We start from the raw sequence: 17,718 nt of genomic DNA, 5'->3' as shown, positions 1-17,718 counted from the left end.
ACCTGGCACTGGCACGCCAGGCGCCAGCCTTGCTCGCGCTGCGCACGGCTCAGCGCCTCGGGCTTGAGGTCATGCGGCTCGCCCTGCACACAACGCACCAGGCAAGCATGGCAACTGCCCGCGCGGCAACTGTAAGGCACAGACACGCCCGCCTGATTCAAGGCATCCAGCAAATTGCAGCCATCAGCAACTGACCAGCGTTTGTCAGCGACGTGTAACTCGGGCACTTCTGGCCTCCTGTGGGTAATTAGTCTTATAGACGCTAGGGCCGGGCGAGTCGCTTGACCCACCTCAGTGCGTCTAGCCCCCGAAAAGCGAAGGTCCTGCGGCCCTTATCGCAGCCTTCGGCAGCGGCTACAAGTTTTGCCTGTTCAGGTGTAACAAAGACAGGGGCGGGTTATACTGCCGCGCCTTTTTTGTACCGGTCATGCGTGCCCGGTACATCTCTCAAGTTGTTTACGACAGACCGAAACACCCAGGTCGCAAACACCTTATTGATTGAATGTTCCCGTCTTATAGAGGAGCGCGACCCATGACCGTGATCAAGCAAGACGATCTGATCCAGAGCGTTGCTGACGCCCTGCAATTCATTTCTTACTACCACCCCGTTGACTTCATTCAGTCCATGCACGAAGCCTACCTGCGCGAAGAATCGCCAGCGGCCCGTGACTCGATGGCGCAAATCCTGATCAACTCGCGCATGTGTGCCACCGGCCACCGCCCGATTTGCCAGGACACCGGCATCGTCACCGTGTTCGTGCGTGTGGGCATGGATGTGCGCTGGACCGGCGCCACCATGAGCCTGGACGACATGATCAACGAAGGCGTGCGTCGCGCTTACAACCTGCCAGAAAACGTCCTGCGTGCATCCATCCTGGCCGACCCGGCCGGTGCTCGCCGCAACACCAAGGACAACACCCCGGCAGTCATCCACTACTCCATCGTCCCGGGCAACACCGTGGAAGTGGACGTGGCGGCCAAGGGCGGCGGTTCCGAGAACAAGTCGAAAATGGCCATGCTCAACCCGTCCGACTCGATCGTTGACTGGGTGCTCAAGACCGTTCCGACCATGGGCGCGGGCTGGTGCCCACCGGGCATGCTCGGCATCGGTATCGGCGGCACGGCTGAAAAGGCGGCAGTGATGGCCAAAGAAGTGTTGATGGAGTCCATCGACATTCACGACCTGATCAAGCGCGGCCCGAGCAACCGTATCGAAGAGATGCGTATCGAGCTGTTCGAGAAGGTCAACCAACTGGGCATCGGCGCCCAGGGCCTGGGCGGTCTGACCACCGTGCTCGACGTTAAAATCATGGACTACCCGACCCACGCCGCTTCCCTGCCGGTGTGCATGATCCCGAACTGCGCGGCCACCCGCCACGCGCACTTCGTGCTCGACGGTTCCGGCCCTGCCGAACTCGAAGCGCCGCCGCTCGACGCCTACCCGGAAATCGTCTGGGAAGCCGGCCCATCGGCCCGCCGTGTCAACCTCGACACCCTGACCCCGGAAGACGTACAAAGCTGGAAGCCGGGCGAAACCGTATTGCTCAACGGCAAAATGCTCACCGGTCGCGACGCGGCGCACAAGCGCATGGTCGAAATGCTCAACAAGGGTGAAACCTTGCCGGTCGACCTCAAAGGCCGCTTCATCTACTACGTTGGCCCGGTTGATCCGGTAGGCGACGAAGTGGTTGGCCCGGCAGGCCCGACCACCGCTACGCGGATGGACAAATTCACCCGCCAGATCCTCGATCAAACCGGCCTGCTGGGCATGATCGGTAAATCCGAGCGCGGCCCGACTGCCATCGAAGCGATCAAGGAACACAAAGCCGTGTACCTGATGGCCGTGGGCGGTGCAGCCTACCTGGTTGCCCAGGCGATCAAAAAATCGCGCGTGGTGGCGTTTGCCGAACTGGGCATGGAAGCGATCTACGAGTTCGACGTTAAAGACATGCCAGTGACCGTGGCAGTCGACAGCAAAGGCGAGTCGGTGCACATCACCGGCCCGGCGATCTGGCAACAAAAGATCCACGACAGCCTGGCCGTAGAAGTGCAATAAGCACATCCACGCCAGACACAAAAACGGCCGGGTGAATAACCCGGCCGTTTTTTTATGCGCGGCCTCCTTGTGGGAGCGGGCTTGCTCGCGATTCAAGCGATACGGCTTGCCTGATGAACTGCGGCGATGCCATCGCGAGCAAGCCCGCTCCCACAGGTTTTCAACAGTCCAAACCTGCCCTGCGCTTAGAACGCGTTACGGAAGATCTCTTCAATCTGCGCCTGATCAGCCTTGCGCGGGTTAGTGAAGCCGCACGCATCTTTCAGCGCATTGGTGGCCAGGACCGGGATGTCATCCAGTTTGGCGCCCAGATCACGAAGGCCCGCCGGGATTTCTACGTCCTTGGCCAAGGTACGAATCGCCGCAATAGCCGCCTGCGCGCCCTCTTCCGGGCTCAGGCCGCGCACGTCGGCGCCCAGCGCGTGGGCCACATCCGTCAGGCGCTGCGCACAGACATTGGCGTTAAAGGTTTGCACGTGGGGCAGCAACACGGCGTTGCACACACCGTGCGGCAGGTCGTAGTAACCGCCCAACTGGTGCGCCATGGCATGCACAAAACCCAACGACGCGTTGTTGAACGCCATGCCCGCCAGGAACTGCGCATACGCCATGTTTTCACGCGCGACCAGGTCTTTGCCGTCACGCACCGCCTGACGCAGGTTCTGGCTGATCAGCTCCATGGCCTTGATCGCACAGGCATCGGTAATCGGCGTGGCCGCCGTCGACACATAGGCTTCAATGGCGTGGGTCAAGGCGTCCATGCCAGTGGCGGCGGTCAGGCCTTTAGGCATCGCCACCATCAATTCAGGGTCATTGACCGACAACAGCGGGGTCACGTTACGGTCGACGATGGCCATTTTTACGTGGCGCTCTTCATCGGTAATGATGCAAAAACGCGTCATCTCACTGGCCGTGCCGGCCGTGGTGTTGATCGACACCAGCGGCAGTTGCGGCTTGGCCGACTGATCGACGCCCTCATAGTCACGGATATGCCCACCGTTGGTGGCGCACAGGGCAATGCCCTTGGCGCAGTCATGGGGCGAGCCGCCGCCCAGTGACACCACGAAATCACACGCGTGCTCCTTGAGAACTTTCAAACCGGCTTCGACGTTGGCAATGCTCGGGTTGGGCTTGGCCCCGTCAAAAATTACCGATTGCACGTCCTGCAACGCCAGCTTTTCAGCAATCAACGTCGCCACCCCGGCCTTGGCCAACCCTGCGTCCGTAACGATCAACGCCTTGCGAAAGCCATAATTGCGAATCGCGGCCATGGCTTCGTCCAGACAGCCGTTGCCCATGATATTTACCGCAGGGATGAAAAAGGTGCTGGTCATCGAGAGTCCTCAGCGCGGGCACTGCCCGCAACGCTTGTTGTGTCGGTGGGGGGTAGCTTCCTCCAATCAAATGGCGCAGATGTTGACTTGGCTCAACGGTTGGGCGTGATAAAGTCCCGCACCGCCCCAGTATCGAGACACCAATAGACATGACCCCCTTCCAGGAATTTGATGCCGAACTAGAAGACTGGAACACGCTCAGCGCCAGCCAGCCTTGCAGCGGATTGCTGCTGGGTAACGGCGCGAGCATGGCCGTGTGGCATGACTTTTATTACGACTCATTGTTTGAGAAAGCCAAAAGCGTCAGCGAAAAGCCCCTGAGCCAGACCGAACTCAGCGTGTTTGACGCCTTGGGCACGCGCAACTTCGAACACGTGCTCAGCGCCCTGAAAACCGCGAGCAAGGTCAACAAAGCGCTGGCGATCAGCTCGGCCTCGCCGCGCAAACGCTATTACGCGATCAAAGAAGCCATGATCAACTGCACCCAGGATGTGCACATCCCGTGGCGCTTGATGCAGGCCGACACCTTGCGCTGCTGGCAGCAGGAACTGGCTCGCTACGCCACCGTGTACTGCTCCAACTACGACCTGCTCACCCCATGGGCGGTGATGCAGGCGCCCAAGCAGTTCAATGACCTGTTCGACACCCCAAGCGCCACCTTTGAGTTGGGCTACGCCCTGGGCAAAGGCAAAGCCACGCGGGTGCTGTACCTGCACGGCGCCATGCACCTGGTAAAAAACCAGGAAGGCAAGGCACGCAAACTCAACGCAGACGAAGCCACCTTGCTCAGCAGCTTTGCGGTCAACCATTCGATCAGCGCCCTGGATGATGTGCCGCTGTTTGTCAGCGAAGGCAGCAGTGATGACAAGCGCAAATCCATTCGCTACTGCGACTACCTGAGCTTTTGCCACGAACAACTGATGACCCACAAAGACGCGCTGTGCCTCTTTGGCCACAGCTTGAGCGAGCAAGACCAGCACCTGATCAACGCCCTGCGCCAGGCACCGCTGAAAACCCTGTGCATCTCGATCTACCCGCGCAGCGAAGCGTTTATCCGCTTCCAGAAAAACCACTACGCGGCGCTATTTGCCGACAAAAAGCTGACATTGCGTTTCTATAATTCAAAAACTCACCCGCTCGGCTCCAGCAAACATTCAGTCCCGGTAGAGGTGTAACCCCCCCATCACAACGGTAGGAGCGAGCTTGCCTCGCGATCTTTTGATCTTTCGCAGCCTTCGTACCTCGGCAGCGACTACAGGATTCAGAGACATCGGTAATAAAACGAGACAAATAGCAATAATTCTCGATACCATTCGCGTCTTATTGCTCCGTTTTCCTACAGGGATGTACATGTCTCGCCTCAAACCCGACCCGCTGGCGGCCGAATCCTTTCGCGAGTTCTATACGCAAATTCTGCACTTCCTGCGCAAGCGTACTGACAACGCCAGCGATGCCGCTGACATGACTCAAGATGTGTTCACGCAATGGCTGGGTTATCAGGACCGGGCCAACGTCGAGCAACCGCGGGCGTTTCTGTTCCAGGTGGCGCGCAATCTGCTGCGCGATCACTGGCGTCGGCAGCAGGTACGCCATGAGGCACACAGCGAGCACCTGCAACCGGCAACCGAGCCTTTAAGCGACGAGAGGGATGAGCCCATGGCCGCTGCCCAGCGCCTGCAACGCCTTGAGCAACTCAAAAGCGTACTCGCCGAACTCTCGCCCAGACGCCGCGAAGCCCTTATGCTGCACCGCTTTGAAGGCTTGAGTCAGGCACAGATAGCCGAACGCATGGGGATCTCCGTCAGCATGGTGGAAAAACACATTGCCTTTGCCTTGTTGCATTGCAAGCAGCATTTACACCGGGATAGCGGCAAGGAACAGCCAAAATGAGCCCTTTTCACACAAGCGACACCGACAGCATCGACGCGCAAGCCGCCCTGTGGTTTACCCGTAACCGTGACGCGCACAACGCCCCCGCAGACCCTGCGTTCAGCACTTGGCACGCGGTCCCGGCGCATGCCCGGGCCTACGCCGAATTCGAAGCCTTGTGGGCCGACCTGGGTGAACTTGAACACCTGAACAAGCCCGTGCCGTTGCCCGTCAAAAAACCTTCACGCACCGGTTACGGCTTCGCCGTGGCCACGGCGGCCGCGATTGTATGCGCCCTCTTCGCCCTCAACCTAGGCACGCCGGTGGCGCTTTATCAGCAGCCAGTGGCCACGTACCGCGAAGGGGCAAAAACCCTGCAGCTGCCCGACGGAAGCACGCTGACCGTCAACGCCAATACCCAGCTGCGAATCGATTTCACCGCTCAGGTGCGCAACATTTACCTGGAACAAGGCCAGCTCTACATCGACGTGGCGCCCAACAAAGAGCATCCGCTGGTGGTGCATGCCGGTGACGCGCAGATCAAAGTGGTGGGCACCGGCTTTGATGTGCGTCGCAGCCAGCGCCAACTGGAAGTCAGCGTCGCCCATGGCCAGGTGGCATTTATGCCCGATGCCAACACCTCGACCTTGCTCGGCGCCCAACAACAAGCCACCTATGACTACGCCAAAGGCACCCTGCAAACGCACACGTTGAATGCCAATGAAGTGGGCAATTGGCGCAGTGGCCACTTGTCCTTTCGCAATCGCGAGCTGGCCAGCCTGGTGGATGAACTGGATCTGTATCGCCCCGGGGTTATTGAATTGGCGAGCGGGCCGCTCGAACACTACAAAGTCTCGGGCAACCTCAATACCGCCGACCCACTGGCGCTGGTCAAAGCCCTGCCCGCCCTGATCCCGGTGAAAACCGTGTTGCTGGACAGCGGAAAAATCCGCATTGAACCGCGCTAAAAAACAACTGCGAATATTTTGCATTCGCATATGTGGTTTTTCATGCCTGCCGCGTCTTCCTCCGGTCTGCGTTGCTAACGCACGCCTTTTTTGGCCTTTGTTGCCGCTCTGGGGGATTTCATGTTTCGCGCACCACATCACTTCTCGTATTTGTGCACCCGCCCGACCTTGCTCGCCGCGTGCATGACGTTCAGCCTGTATGCCCAAGCCGACTCGATCCAGCTACAACTGCCTGCACAATCGCTGGCCAGTTCGTTGAGTGACATCGCGCAACAAGCGAACATCGCCTTACTGTTCGACGAAGCGCTGCTGCGCAACATCAAAGCCCCGGCACTGAGCGGCGACTACAGCCCGCAAGACGCCATCCAGCGACTGCTCAAAGACACCGATTTCAACCTGATCCTGGTCGACAAAACCTACGTGGTGCAGCCCAAAGAGCAAGGCACCACCACCAGCAACAGCCTCGAACTCGGCGCGCTCAGCGTGGTGGGCAGCGGTAACGAAGTCGACTCCAGCAACGTCGGCAAGTCGACCATGACCCAGACCGAAATCAACCGCTACCAGGCCAATAACATCCCGAGCCTGCTGTCCACGTTGCCTGGCATCTACCTCGGCGGCTCGCTCAAACCCGGCGGCCAGACCATCAATATCTGGGGCCTGGGCGAAGCCGAAGACGTTCAACTGACCGTCGACGGCGCGACCAAAAGCGGCTTTGAGCGCTACATGCAAGGCACAATTTTTGTCGAGCCCGAGCTGATCAAGCGCCTCGAAGTCGAAAAAGGCCCCCACGACGTACGCACAGGCAATGGCGGCTTTGCCGGTGCGGTGCGCATGATCACCAAAGATGCCCCGGACCTGCTCGAAGACGGCAAAAACACTGGCGGCATGCTCAAGTACGGCTACAGCAGCAACGACCATCAACAGGTGTACAGCGGCGCCGTGTACGGGCGTACCGACGATGGCCGCGCCGATGCGCTGGTGTATTACACCAAGCGCGACGGCGACGACATGAAGCTGGCAGGCCGCATGCCCGACCCGAACAACAACTACCCGGTCAACCCCAAGCGCTTGCCCAATACCGCTCAGGACCTGGACGCGCAACTGCTCAAGGTCAACCTGCACTTCAACGAAGAACACAGCCTGGGAATGACCTACTCCCACGTGAACAACGCGCTGTGGGTGCCCTTTTCGGCGATCAGCTACCCGGCTCCGCCCAGCCAGGCCAACATCGACAAATACGGCTATGACGGCGCCACCCGCAGGTTCTTGTCTAACCGCTCGACCATCGACAACACCTGGACGAGCCAATATAAGTACCAGCCCGTCAACAACCCGCTGATTGATCTGGAGGTGAAGCTCTCGCACTCCAAAACCGAGCAGACCGACAAGCGCGGCGAAAACGCCTTCTTCCAGCCCGCCAGCGGCGGTCGCAAGATGGACACTGCCTACACCGACAACATGCTTCAGATCGAAAACGTCAGCCTGATCCCCACCGGCCCGCTCAACCATGCGGTGACCACCGGCGTGCAAGTGCGCAAGCACCAACGCGACGTCGACATGTGGATGCCGGACGGGATTTACGAATCCGAGAAATACAACTACGGCCACTACCAGCCGGGCTTTATGCCCAAGGGCAAAGTCGACACCAACAGTTTCTATGTTCAGGACGCCATTACCTGGGGCGACTTCACCCTGACCCCGTCATTGCGTTACGACCATGTACGCAACCGTGGCCAGGAAAACGACGCGCCCCTGTATAACCAGGCCGAACTGGGCCACGACTACAGCAACCAGACCTACACCGGTTGGTCGCCGCGGCTGTCAGCCTTCTGGAAAGTCACCCCCAATACCGCCTTGTTTGTCGACTACAGCAAAACCTGGCGTGCGCCGGTGATTGATGAGCAGTATGAAGTTCAAGGCACGGGCAACCGCACCACCACCAGCCTGGACTTGGACCCGGAGCGCATCACCGGCTGGCGTGCAGGCAACATCACCAACTTCGATCATATTTTTAGCGACAGCGACCATGCGCTGATCCGCACCACGTTGTTCCGCAACAAAATCGACAACGAAATCTTCAAGGCCACTGGCGTCGGTTGTGCCCAACAAACCACCGCAGGCGGCATGTCCAAGGAATGTGCAGGCATGCTGCCCATGTCCAACTACCGCAACATCGGCAGCGTGACCATCAAGGGCTTTGAAGTTGAGAGCTTTTACGACTCGACCTACGTTTTTGGTTCGCTGTCATACGCCTGGATGACCGGCAAACACGAAGGTGCTTACACCAACCCGTGGGGGCCTGATGTGTGGGCGCGCGACATTCCGGCACCCAAATGGATTGCCGTGCTAGGCACCAAAATCCCGAGCCTCGATGCTCGCGTGGGCTGGAAGGGTGAATTCGTGCGCAAGACCGACCGCCTGCCAAGCGACAAATACGGCCCTGGCCCGTTGACCGCTCTGGGGGACAGCTACTACAACCAATACGCCAACGACGACTACAACGTGCAGGGCCTGTTCGCTGAGTGGAAACCCCAGCAACCGTACCTCAAAGGCACCGAAGTCAACTTCACCCTGGACAACATGTTCAACAAAAGCTATCGCCCGATGCTCAGCGGCGCCAACGCCTACAGCCAGGGCCGCAACGCCAAAATCAGCATCACGCGGTTCTTCTGAGCCATCCCGACCTCGCGATCTTTTGATCGTTAAAAGATCGCGAGGCAAGCTCGCTCCTACAGACCTGTCGATGTCCCCCAACCTGTAGTCGTTGACGAGCCTGCGAGGCTACGTCAAAACCAACCACCCCGACTTTCTACGCATGCCCGCTGCTACGCGGCACCACCGTCAATTCCGGGGCTTGCACCCGGCGCTGGCTCAAATAACGTGTGCAACTGACCCGCAAGAACGAGGCGAAATTGACCACCTCGCCGCGATAATCCATCACTTCTTCATACAGCTTGGCCACCAATTGGTTGGTGGTCAGGCCATCCGCTTCTGCGATTTCGGTGAGGATGTCCCAAAACTGGTTTTCCAGGCGCAAGGTGGTGACCACGCCACAGATACGCAATGAGCGCGAGCGCGATTCATACAAGATCGGGTCGGCTTTTACATAGAGCTCACACATGGTCACGCCCTCTTCTTACAAAGTGATCCGGGTTCCCAACAACCCCAGGAAAGCCGCCAGCCAGGTCGGATGCGCAGGCCAGGCCGGTGCCGTGGCCAGATTGCCCTGCACATGGGCCTTGGTCACGTCGATATCAATGTAAGTCCCGCCCGCCAGACGCACTTCTGGCGCGCAGGCCGGGTAGGCGCTGCATTCACGGTCTTTGAGCGTGCCTGCGGCAGCGAGCAATTGCGCACCATGGCAGACCGCAGCAATCGGTTTGCCCGCCTTGTCGAAATCGCGCACCAGCTCCAGAACCTTTTCGTTCAAGCGCAGATACTCCGGCGCACGGCCGCCCGGTATCACCAGCGCGTCATAGTCGCTGGCCTTGACCTTGTCGAAATCAAAATTCAGGGCAAACAGATGGCCGGGCTTTTCGCTGTAAGTCTGGTCGCCCTCGAAATCATGGATTGCGGTGCGCACGGTTTGGCCAGCTGTTTTACCGGGGCATACGGCATGCACCTGGTGACCGACCATCAACAGCGCCTGAAACGGCACCATGACTTCGTAGTCTTCGACGTAATCGCCAGCCAGAATCAGAATTTTCTTTGCCGCCATGGTGCGTGCTCCTTACAGGTAAGACCTTGGGCCAATAAGAGTAGCCAAGGTAAACCCTATGCGCCTGCACGGGTAATAGCCAACTACTACGTACCCGAGCGGGCGCTTCGCGCACGCTTACTTCAACAAGCCATCAGCCTGAAGCAAGGTTTCAAGGCAGTGCTCTTGAATGTGGTAGAACGCCTTGAGTTCCTGAATTTTCACCAACAACTGCGCCGGGTCTTGAGGTTCGGCACGTTTGACCGCGAGGATCATTTTGTTTTTGTTGGTGTGTTCCAGCGAGATGAACTCAAACACCTTGGTTTCATAGCCGCAGGCTTCGAGGAACAACGCACGCAGGCTGTCGGTGACCATTTCGGCCTGTTGGCCCAGGTGCAAGCCGTATTGCAGCATCGGCTTGAGCAGTGCCGGGCTCTGGATTTGCAGGCGAATCTGCTTGTGGCAGCACGGCGAACACATGATGATCGCGGCCCCGGAACGGATGCCCATGTGAATCGCATAGTCGGTGGCAATGTCACAGGCATGCAGGGCGATCATCACGTCAATCGGGGTCGGCGCAAAACTGCGCACGTCGCCGTGCTGGAAGCTCAGGCCCGGATGCTCCAGACGCTGGGCAGCGTTGTTGCACAGCGTGACCATGTCTTCGCGCAACTCAACGCCGGTGACAAGGCCCTCAGCGTGCAGGCTGTGACGCAGGTAGTCGTGGATGGCAAACGTCAGGTAACCCTTGCCTGAACCGAAATCCACCACCTTGACCGGCTGATCGAGCTTGAGCGGCGAGCTGCTCAAGGCGTGGGAAAACACCTCAATAAATTTGTTGATCTGCTTCCACTTGCGCGACATCGCCGGGATCAGCTCTTGCTGCTTGTTGGTGACGCCAAGGTCCGCCAAAAAAGGCCGCGTCAGGTCCAGAAAGCGATTTTTCTCACGGTTATGCTCAGCCGAGGGCACTTCTCGCGCTTGCTGGCTTTTGCCTTTAAACAGCGAGCTTTTGCCTTTTTTGCTGTATTCCAGCTGCACTTCGTCGGTCAGCGTCAACAAATGCGCGTTTTTGAACGCTTCGGGCAACAGACCGGCAATCGTTGCAACAGCCTCGCCGAGTGCAAAGTTCTTGGTGATGTCACGGGTTTTGTAGCGGTACACAAACGACAGGCAAGGCTGATCCTTGACTGTGACCTGCTTGATGATGACCCGCTGCAACTCGGCCTCCGGGCCGACATATTTGGCCAGCACCAGCTTGATAAACGAGTTTTGCGCCAGACCGGTTTCCAGCAGGTTCAAAAATTGCGCACGATGATCCGGCACAGACGGGGCGGTGGTAGCAGTCACTGACATTTAAAAAGGTGCCTCGAGGGGTGCAGAAGAGGAATTCGCAATGGCCGCCATTTTAGGCGTGTTGACGGCCGGGGGCACGGGGTTATTTCGCAATCCGGGCCGTGCATAGCTATGTACCGCGTCTGTGCACCGGCCATTGCGTTAAATCAAGGCCTCGATCTTCGCCGGATGAATCCCGGCGCAGAAGCCTTGTTTTTTGATCCCTGACGCAATGGCACCTCATGAAAACACTCTCATCGACACCCGATTTCCTGGCGCGTTTTGTCGCCCTTGGCAGCTTCCCTCAAGACCAGTTTTTACCGCGCCCAACCTTTAAAAACGTGGTCGCCGAAGCCTTCAAGCAGGCCATGCTGGAGGCATACCCCGGGCTCAGGGCCGATGTGTCACACGCGCACATTAGCGAGTCACTGCCCTCGGCCGATGCTCAACCCGCCCCGGCACCCGATCCACCCAGCACCTGGCGATTGATTGCGCCATCGACCCTGCTGATTCAAGGTTTTATCGATCAGCGCACACTCAACCTGTCAGCGGACAGACACCGCCTCACCATTGATCAGAAAGTCGAAAATCCCGCGCCCTTGAGCGTGAGCATGGCAACCCTTGAGAAGCTGCTCAATGAGTGGGCCCCTCAGGTGATCGATGTTTTCGCCCAAGCCTTGATCCATTTCTGGAGCACCCCCTCACCCGCCGGTGTCAGCCCCTGGCTATGGTTGAGCCGGGTGCTGCAAGTGGGCTTGAGCGCCACCCACAACGACACCCATCGCCAGCCCGCATTGACTCAGGAACAGTCAGCCGGGCTGGGCGCCTTGTCAGGCTTCGCGGACAAAGACCAGCGATTGAAGCTCACCAGGGAAACCCCACTGCACGCTTATCTGGTCAACATCGACACCACCGATGCCCAAGGCCCGCGGCGCTTGCAGATCCCGGGGCTGGCTCTGATTACCCGCAGCATCGGTGAGCGCCTGATCGTCATGGCTTGGTCACTGGCCGACGGCATAGAGCTGTTTGATTCACTGCAAGACTTCGCCCAGTCACTGCCCCGGCGTATACCGGGCCTGGCAGATGACAGCCCGGTGGTCTGGAGCGCGTATGAGCCCGAAGGCCATTTTTTTCAGGCATTGGCCCAAACTCTGCTCGACAAAACCTTGCGCACGCTCACTGCACTGGGCCAAACCGCCCGGGCTGAACGCTGGAGCGCTGGCCGGCTGGCATTGGCGCTGGATGAAGAGGCGTTGATGTTTCATTTTTTCAGCGCCCAGGAATCCAAAGATTTTGAGCAACTGGTCAGCAAACTCCCTCAATGGTTGACCACCGCTGCACGCGCAGACATTCGCGCCTATAGCCGCCTGCTGGCCAATCAAGTGGCGCAACAACAGAGTGCAGAGGGCAAAACCTTCCTCGATGACATTCCCACGCTGCTGGATTTCGCTCTGCAAACCCTCAATGCCCGAATGCAGCAAGATCACCCGGACGACCCGGTGGACGCGGCCCGGATCGACATCCATGACATTGCCATCCAGGACCTGCAAATGGCCTGGCTGACAGAAGACGTCATGCCCCTGACCGAGTTTTCACTGACCTACGTAGGCGGTAAACCGGCGGCGTTTATCCAGGTTAAAGAGCGCAGCGGCCTGCCTCTGCCCACTTGGCTGAACGCCAGCTATATCAAAAATTTGCTGGAAGAAATCGACATCGGCTCGCTGTACATCAGCCTGCTTAAAGCCAATCTGGTGGACGATGCCGAGCAAGTGACGAAGCGCAAGGCGCTGTTCAAGTCCCAGTTGCAGGCGCAACTGCCACTGCTGGCGCTGGAGCATAAAATCCGCGACAGGTTCGGCTTCACAGAGGCGGGCTGGCAGCTCGTCGCACGCCTGATGAGGTCTAGTGCCGTGCCCCTGAATAATCAGGACTGCATTCGGCCACTGGCTTTCACCTTATATGACGGCGCTTCCGCCAATATCGTCGGCAACATGTTTGTGCTCGGCCCCAGAGACCTGAGCAGCGGGCCTTTAGTGCTCTACCGCCCTTTCGCCACTGATTCACTGCTCGAATTTGCTGACAGCAAGGCCCTGATGAAGGCCATCCAGCAACCCGGCGAACTTCAGGACCTGGTCGTGGCCTGGCTGCCCGATTCGGTGCGCAGTTATTACGCCGAGGGTGGATTTGAACGCCCGCACCTCGAAAGCGTGGTCAATGCCGGGGTGCTGGCGCTGCTGCCTATAAGCCCTGCCCAACTGGCGGATCTGATCATCAAGGACGATGCGCTGGCGTATGCTTTCGACAGCCACGTAGAGGCCCTGATCACGCTGTCGGATAAACAGACTGTGTCCAGTTCCGAACGGCGCTGGATTCTGTTCAAGCGCTACGCCTGGATGCTGTTCAACGGCCTGACGTTTTTTGTCAGCGGGCCGTTGCAAAAAGCCGCCTGGGTTTTCCAGACCCTGATCAGCATCGACGAAACGCTGCAAGCCCGAATCGAAAGCGACCCCGAGGCGGCCAAACAAAGTGTGATCAGCCTGCTGCTCAATCTGAGCCAGGCGCTGCTATACGAGGGGCTGAGTTTTCACGCAGCCCTCAATGTGCACTCACGCCTGCAGGCGCCTCCCGACCTGCCCATGCCAGCACCGCTGGAGCTGCCAACTCATTACGCCCCAAAACTCCCGGCAGCCAGTTCGCCAGCACAGGCCGTGAGCCGTAAAACCGGCCCGGACCCGGATGCTCAGGCCGCCAGGACCTACTCAACACTGGATTTTTCGTGGTTCAACGGCCAACCCCGCCCATCAACCCGTCAGCGGGCAGCCCTGGACACCTTCATCACCGATCTCGATGTGAGCAGCGGCACCACCATTGAAGTCGGTCCGTTAAAAGGCCTGATCAACTTTCAAAGCAACACATACGCCGTCATCGATAAAAAAACCTATCGCATCAGTCGCCAGGATGATGGTGTAGTCATTCAGGACGCCAAACAACCGACCCGTTTGGGGCCCTGGTTGATGAGCGATGACACCGGCCATTGGGACTTCGACCTGCGTCTGAGGCTGCGCGGTGGCGGACCCAAAAAGCGCATTGCACAGATGCGCGAAGAAAAAAAACAGGCGCTGACACAGTTAGTCGCCGAAGAAGCACGGTTGATGACTGAAAAGCTGGCCCGTGATCGAGTACTGACGCTCACCGAAACACTCATGGCGGCGCCCAGCGGGCGCGAAGCAACCTTCTTCGAGCGTTATGAAACAGAATTTACTCAATGGAGCATCAGTGCCCGCGCGTTGATCAAAACCGTGCAAAAGATGAACGATATAACCCCCGTTCCCTCCTTTGAGGCAAAAATGCAGGCGTTGTGGGCAGAACTGACCCTCAAACTATTCAAAATGCAAAACCACCTTGAAGAGCAGCGCAAGGACCTGCCCCTCACAGCGTTCAGTGCAGAATTCAAAATCCGCCTGAGCGTTGCCATAAACCAATTGGGTGCCGACAATCAGCAGCCTTACCTCGAACTCGTCGAACACCTTAAAAAAGCTGAGGTGCTAGAACGCAAAGCATTTGATATCGCATTAATGGAATCTGAAGGGATTTTGGAGACCAGCAAGTTGCCCATACCGCGCGATTCACCGCTGGCAGATCTGTTCCTGAAAAAAGATAAACATTTTTTCGACCGCCACTGGGCAGTCATCTATATGGAAACGCTGCAGGAACTGGTCTTGAACCGGGCGGCCAGCGACCTCAACGCCGAAGAACTGCACGCTTTCAACCACCTCAACACCGATGTCTTCGTCAATATGGGCTGGTCGCAGTTAAGACTGCGCCTCCAGGAAGGGCAGATCGGTGTCGAGCACATTGAATTTTACGAGTCGGCCATCACCCTCTACCAGGGTTTAACAGCCACCTGCGAAAACTTGATCACTCTCAAATCGGAACATTTTCGCAATGAATACCTGCCCTCTTTACTGGCAGCCATCAAGCCGTTGCAGTCGTTTGCCGAAATGCAATTGTCGAAGGTGATATGGGAGTCAGAAAGCTCAAGCTCCGAGTCTGATGAGCCGCAGCCCGGCCCCAGCTGGAAAACAGCGCTGCCGCCCGCCAAGACAAAGACCGGCGCGCCCCGACAAAAAGTCTTCAAGACCACCGACAAACAAGTTCTGGTGGGCGTGGTCCGTAATCGCAGCCCTGACGACCCCACTGAAATTGTCGATGTGGTGGATGCCTTCAGCCAGATGAAAGTCAGTTCTTACCGGCGTGGTGCGAGCGATGAATGGGAGCAAATCGAAAACCTCAGGCCCGCCACCCCCACTGTGGTATCCCATGCCAAATCCCTTGCCAGGCTGGAGGCCGATGCCGTCAAACTGCTGGGCAGGGTCGAGGCCAGCATTCAACAGACACGCGCCTTCGCCAAAACGTCGAAAATCCCGGTAGAAATCGAAGAAATACTGGAGTTCAAAAGCCAGTCCCTGGACGAAACGGCCAGGCAAATGCAAGTTCTACTCGCCGCTGAAGGCCCGGACGTCGAACCTCTGACACGCAGTCAAAGGGGCATCGCCAATGGGTTGATCGCTCAGCTAGAGCTCAATTCAGTGCGGTTGCGCGCGGAAGGTAAACGCCTGCGAATCAGCCTGATTACCGACTTGCCCCCCACCGCGGCGAATATCGACTACCTCAAGACCCATGACCAGGTGGAGATTGTGCGACTGGGCAAACGTCGCCCAATGAGCGGGCCAAGAAAGGATTACGTGCAGGAATATGAGGTCCGCAGTCGCGATGGCAAAGCATTGTGGTACGCGCACTTTCATTACAGCTCGCCGGATGCAGCACCCGCAGCCTTTACCGCCGCACACTTGAAAACAGAGGCGCATCGGTTCATGAGTGCTCAGGCCTTGTATGCCCAAGCGGGCTCAACCTCCGATGTGATTCAGATTTACCGCAGCAAGATCACCCTGGCGCTTGCAGAAAAACTGTTCCTGGCAGTCCAGTCAGTGTGATGAAGGCGCCATACAGGCGCCTTCAAACGGTTACAACACCACCAACCGATTCGGCAATTGATTACGCGTAGCGGTTTTGGGTACGTGTTTTTCCAGCAGTTCGGCACTGGCGTCGATGCAGGCGATAAAGCCTTCTGCGGTGTGTCCCAGTGCAACGCGGCGTACAAAATCGCTGACGATGTTGCCCCAATCGCTGTTGTCCAGGCGCTGGGAGATGCCTTCGTCAACGATGATCTCGACGTAGCGCTCGGCTTCACTGACAAAAATCAGCACTCCGGTGCGGTCTTGGGTGTGGTGCAGTTTTTGTTCGAGAAACTGGCGCCGCGCCAGGTTGCTGGCCCGCCAGTGGCGAACCCGCGCCGGGATCATAAACGTGGTCAGCACCGGGATGCGGAAGATCAAACTGAGAAAGACAAAAGTGGCCCATTGCAGCATGAGCAATGTGTAGATCGTCATGTCGCTGTCTATAAAGTGCACCAGCGCCGGTACCACCAGGGCGATCAAGCTGGCCCAGAGTAAGGGGATGTAGCTGTAATCGTCGGCGCGCGGTGCAAGCACGGTGACGATTTCGGCGTCGGTGCGCTGTTCGGCGCGGGTCACGGCCTCTTCAACCTGCCGTTTTTGCTCTTGCGTGAGTAAAGCCATAAGTGTCGATGCCCGTTTAAAAATGAATTACCAGCCGCCAGAAGCGCCGCCGCCACCAAAACTGCCGCCGCCTCCTCGAAAACCACCGCCGCCACCGCCACGTCCAAAGCCACCGCCGCCAAAGCCGCCGGAACGCGAGCCGCCGCCTCCCCCAGAGTTGCAAATGCCATAGAACTGGCAGGCCGCGACCACGACGATAAACGCTAAAAACAACAACAGCACCACGCCTGGATGCTCAGCCAAAAAGTCATCACCACCGCCCTGCCCGCTGGCGTAGGCAGGCTCAGCCAGCGGCGCACCGCCCAGCACCTGAAGCATGGCCCCCACGCCGTCGCTGATGCCCTGGCTGAACTGTCCGGCTTTAAACGCCGGGGTGATCACCTGGTTGATGATGACCGACGCTTGCGCATCGGTCAGGCGGTCTTCCAGGCCGTAGCCGACTTCGATGCGCAGTTTACGGTCATCCCGGGCGACGATCAGCAACGCGCCGTTGTTTTCATCCTTTTTGCCTATGCCCCAGGCGCGCCCCAATTGGTAGCCGAAGTCTTCAATGGGTTCGCCTTGCAGGTTCGGCACTGTGACCACCACCACTTGCTCGCCGGTGGCTTTTTCGTGGGCTTCGAGGGTCTGTGTCAGGTGTTGACGCGTGGCGGGGTCGAGCATTTGGCCATCGTCCACCACCCGCCCACTCAGTGTCGGAAAAGTCAGCGCCTGTGCGCTGGCTATAAATAGCCAAAGCAGCAGGCCCACGCCCAGTTTTGATACGCGCATCAGCACCTCGTGTGGTTATTGATACGGTAGGAGCGAGCTTGCCTCGCGA

13 protein-coding genes are annotated in these 17,718 nt (G+C 58.3%); 6 read left to right on the top strand and 7 right to left on the bottom strand.

Translation table 11 applies throughout. From position 1 onward, the window contains the following. On the bottom strand, positions 1–227 hold a 227-nt coding region (locus GHO41_RS11555; RefSeq protein ID WP_371928900.1), incomplete at its 3' end, for a 2Fe-2S iron-sulfur cluster-binding protein. 305 nt (positions 228–532) lie between these two features. Here GHO41_RS11555 and GHO41_RS11550 point away from each other — a divergent pair. Beyond that, positions 533–2,056 (top strand): fumarate hydratase, encoded by a 1,524-nt coding sequence (locus GHO41_RS11550; RefSeq protein WP_048391500.1) that lies wholly within the window; start codon positions 533–535, stop codon positions 2,054–2,056. Positions 2,057–2,241: 185 nt separating this feature from the next. Here the strand turns inward: GHO41_RS11550 and yiaY are convergent, their stop codons facing one another. Continuing rightward, complete coding sequence (yiaY, locus tag GHO41_RS11545) at positions 2,242–3,390, bottom strand: L-threonine dehydrogenase (RefSeq protein ID WP_048391502.1); 1,149 nt, start codon at positions 3,388–3,390, stop codon at positions 2,242–2,244. Between the two features lie 149 nt (positions 3,391–3,539). On the opposite strand from yiaY, the gene GHO41_RS11540 reads away from it, so the two are divergent. From GHO41_RS11540 to GHO41_RS11525, 4 genes are all read left to right on the top strand, one after another. After that, positions 3,540–4,565 (top strand): DUF4917 family protein, encoded by a 1,026-nt coding sequence (locus GHO41_RS11540; RefSeq protein ID WP_153329532.1) that lies wholly within the window; start codon positions 3,540–3,542, stop codon positions 4,563–4,565. A 175-nt stretch (positions 4,566–4,740) separates the two neighbouring features. Beyond that, positions 4,741–5,280: an RNA polymerase sigma factor gene (locus GHO41_RS11535; RefSeq protein ID WP_048370618.1), complete on the top strand. Its 540-nt coding sequence runs from the start codon at positions 4,741–4,743 to the stop codon at positions 5,278–5,280. After that, positions 5,277–6,227 carry a FecR domain-containing protein gene (locus GHO41_RS11530; RefSeq protein ID WP_153329530.1) on the top strand — a complete coding sequence of 317 codons (951 nt, stop codon included), beginning with the start codon at positions 5,277–5,279 and terminating at the stop codon, positions 6,225–6,227. Before GHO41_RS11535 ends, GHO41_RS11530 begins: the two co-directional genes overlap by 4 nt. Positions 6,228–6,347: 120 nt before the next feature. Beyond that, entirely contained in the window at positions 6,348–8,900 is a 2,553-nt protein-coding gene (locus GHO41_RS11525; protein ID WP_153329528.1) for a TonB-dependent receptor, read from the top strand. Positions 8,901–9,036: 136 nt separating this feature from the next. Here GHO41_RS11525 and GHO41_RS11520 read toward each other — a convergent pair whose 3' ends face one another. The 3 genes from GHO41_RS11520 to GHO41_RS11510 form a co-directional block, all read right to left on the bottom strand. Then, positions 9,037–9,348 (bottom strand): ribbon-helix-helix domain-containing protein, encoded by a 312-nt coding sequence (locus tag GHO41_RS11520; RefSeq protein WP_048370622.1) that lies wholly within the window; start codon positions 9,346–9,348, stop codon positions 9,037–9,039. Positions 9,349–9,363: 15 nt separating this feature from the next. After that, on the bottom strand, positions 9,364–9,945 hold the full coding sequence (locus GHO41_RS11515; protein WP_048370625.1) for a DJ-1/PfpI family protein: 582 nt from the start codon (positions 9,943–9,945) through the stop codon (positions 9,364–9,366). A 117-nt stretch (positions 9,946–10,062) separates the two neighbouring features. Beyond that, positions 10,063–11,280, bottom strand: coding sequence for an SAM-dependent methyltransferase (locus GHO41_RS11510; RefSeq protein WP_153329526.1), 1,218 nt, complete (start codon positions 11,278–11,280; stop codon positions 10,063–10,065). Between the two features lie 221 nt (positions 11,281–11,501). Here GHO41_RS11510 and GHO41_RS11505 point away from each other — a divergent pair, with 221 nt between their 5' ends. After that, positions 11,502–16,253 (top strand): dermonecrotic toxin domain-containing protein, encoded by a 4,752-nt coding sequence (locus GHO41_RS11505; protein WP_153433628.1) that lies wholly within the window; start codon positions 11,502–11,504, stop codon positions 16,251–16,253. Between the two features lie 30 nt (positions 16,254–16,283). On the opposite strand, the gene GHO41_RS11500 is transcribed toward GHO41_RS11505, so the two are convergent. Together GHO41_RS11500 and GHO41_RS30555 are read right to left on the bottom strand one after the other, a co-directional pair. Further along, complete coding sequence (locus GHO41_RS11500) at positions 16,284–16,898, bottom strand: TPM domain-containing protein (protein WP_048370631.1); 615 nt, start codon at positions 16,896–16,898, stop codon at positions 16,284–16,286. A gap of 27 nt (positions 16,899–16,925) precedes the next feature. Next, complete coding sequence (locus GHO41_RS30555; RefSeq protein WP_048370632.1) at positions 16,926–17,669, bottom strand: YgcG family protein; 744 nt, start codon at positions 17,667–17,669, stop codon at positions 16,926–16,928. Positions 17,670–17,718 lie beyond the last annotated feature (49 nt).

Origin of the sequence: Pseudomonas sp. FSL R10-0399 (assembly GCF_009600165.1) — a bacterium.
GTDB lineage: Bacteria > Pseudomonadota > Gammaproteobacteria > Pseudomonadales > Pseudomonadaceae > Aquipseudomonas > Aquipseudomonas helleri.
Note: the sequence above shows the minus strand (reverse complement) of the source record. Positions and strands in the feature narration are given on the sequence as shown.